Raw genomic sequence first — 1,927 nt, 5'->3', positions numbered from 1 at the left:
TGGAATCTTGGTACACCAGGAAGAACTGGCTGCCGTTGGTGTTCGGCCCGGAGTTGGCCATCGCCAGCGTGCCGCGCGGGTAGACCACGGGTTCGGCAAGCGCGGGGTCGCCGGGCTGGTACTGGGTGGTGGGGTATTCGTTGGCGAACTCATACCCCGGACCGCCGGTGCCGTCGCCGGTCGGGTCGCCGCACTGCAGCACATGCAGCTCCGGCGCGGTGGTCAGCCGGTGGCAACCGGTGTTGTCGAAGAAGCCCTTGCTCGCCAGGCTGATGAAGCTGTTGACCGTGCAGGGCGATTCGGCATTGTCGAGCAGCAGGCCGATCGGCCCCTGATCGGTCATCATGCTGACGCTGACCTGGGCCGGATCGGTCGGCACCTTGCCCGCTCGCGGCGGCTCCACCTGTTTGGCCGCCGGTTGCGCCGACGGCGGGTACTCACACTTGGCGCCCACCGTCGGCGACGGGATGAACTTCGGCAGTTGCGGGGCATCGGAATCCGGGAGCGCCTCGGCCTGCGTCGTCGTCTCGTCGTGCGAGCGGTGCTTCATCCGGATCACCGCCGTCGTCGCGGCGCCCGCCACGAGCACCGCCGTGCCGATCGCACCGGCGATGGCGAGAATTCGGTTCCGACGGGCCTGCCTGGCACGGCGTTCCAGCTGTTGTTGGAGTTTGCGTTTGGCGGTCTCGCGTCGTTGTTCGTTGGTCGGCACGGACAAAGTGTGCCAGGCCGGGCCACATCACCGCCCGTGCGGGGTGGGAAACTGGCGGACGTGTTGGTCACCGGATTTCCCGCCGGGATGCTGGCGTGCAACTGCTACGTCGTCGCCTGCCGCCCCGGCGCCGATGCCGTCATCGTCGACCCCGGCCAGCGCGCGTTCGCGCCGCTGCGCCGCATCCTCGACCAGCATCGGCTCACCCCGGCCGCGGTGCTGCTCACCCACGGCCACATCGACCACATCTGGTCGGCGCAGAAGGTGTCCGACAGCTACGGTTGTCCGGCCTACATTCATCCCGCGGACCGGTTCATGCTCACCGACCCGATCCGGGGCTTCGGGCCGCGGCTGGGCCAGCTGCTGGCGAGCGCTTTCTTCACCGAGCCCAGGCAGGTGGTCGAGCTGGACCGCGACGGTGCCCGGGTCGAACTCGGCGGCATCAGCGTGGCGGTCGACCACACCCCCGGGCACACCCGCGGCTCGGTGAGCTTTCGCATCCCGGACGGCTCGGACGGCCCCCGGGCCCTGGTGTTCAGCGGGGACACGCTGTTTGCCGGCTCGGTGGGCCGCACCGACCTGCCCGGCGGCAGCGGACGCGACCTGCTGGGGTCCATCGTCGACAAACTGCTGGTGCTTGACGACGACACCGTGGTGCTGCCCGGGCACGGCCCGAAGACCACCATCGGCGCCGAGCGTCGCCACAACCCGTTCCTGCAGGGGTTGAGCGCGTGACCCCCATCGCGGCGCCCAAAGGGGTGCCGGACTACCTGCCGCCGTCCTCGTCGGCCTTCGTCGCCGTGCGCGACGGGTTGCTCACCGCCGCCCGCCGCGCCGGCTACAGCGACGTCGAACTGCCCGTCTTCGAGGACACCGCACTGTTCGCGCGCGGGGTGGGCGAGTCCAGCGACGTGGTCGCCAAGGAGATGTACACATTCGCCGACCGCGGGGGCCGCTCGGTGACACTGCGCCCGGAAGGCACCGCGCCGGTGGTGCGTGCGGTGATCGAGCACGGACTGGACCGCGGCGGGCTGCCGGTCAAGCTGTGCTACGCGGGGCCGTTCTTCCGCTACGAGCGCCCCCAGGCTGGCCGCTACCGACAGCTGCAGCAGGTCGGAGTGGAGGCGATCGGTGTCGACGATCCCGCGCTGGACGCGGAGGTGATCGCGGTCGCCGACGCCGGCTTCCGGTCGCTGGGCCTGACCGGCTTCCGGC

The 1,927-nt window shown here is 70.5% G+C and carries 3 protein-coding genes; 2 read left to right on the top strand and 1 reads right to left on the bottom strand.

Annotated features, from left to right (window positions below; translation table 11 throughout):
- Positions 1 to 712 (bottom strand): peptidylprolyl isomerase (locus AC2VOP_RS19055; protein ID WP_486962417.1); only part of this gene is annotated, 712 nt, incomplete at its 3' end.
- Positions 713 to 772: 60 nt separating this feature from the next.
- On the opposite strand from AC2VOP_RS19055, the gene AC2VOP_RS19050 reads away from it, so the two are divergent.
- Both AC2VOP_RS19050 and AC2VOP_RS19045 read left to right on the top strand, forming a co-directional pair.
- Positions 773 to 1,447 (top strand): MBL fold metallo-hydrolase, encoded by a 675-nt coding sequence (locus AC2VOP_RS19050; RefSeq protein WP_486962418.1) that lies wholly within the window; start codon positions 773 to 775, stop codon positions 1,445 to 1,447.
- Positions 1,444 to 1,927 (top strand): ATP phosphoribosyltransferase regulatory subunit (locus AC2VOP_RS19045; protein WP_486962416.1); only part of this gene is annotated, 484 nt, incomplete at its 3' end. The genes AC2VOP_RS19050 and AC2VOP_RS19045, both read left to right, overlap by 4 nt.

The sequence above is a fragment of the Mycobacterium sp. TH-M106 genome, assembly GCF_057473765.1.
This window is presented reverse-complemented; position numbering and strand designations above follow the sequence as displayed.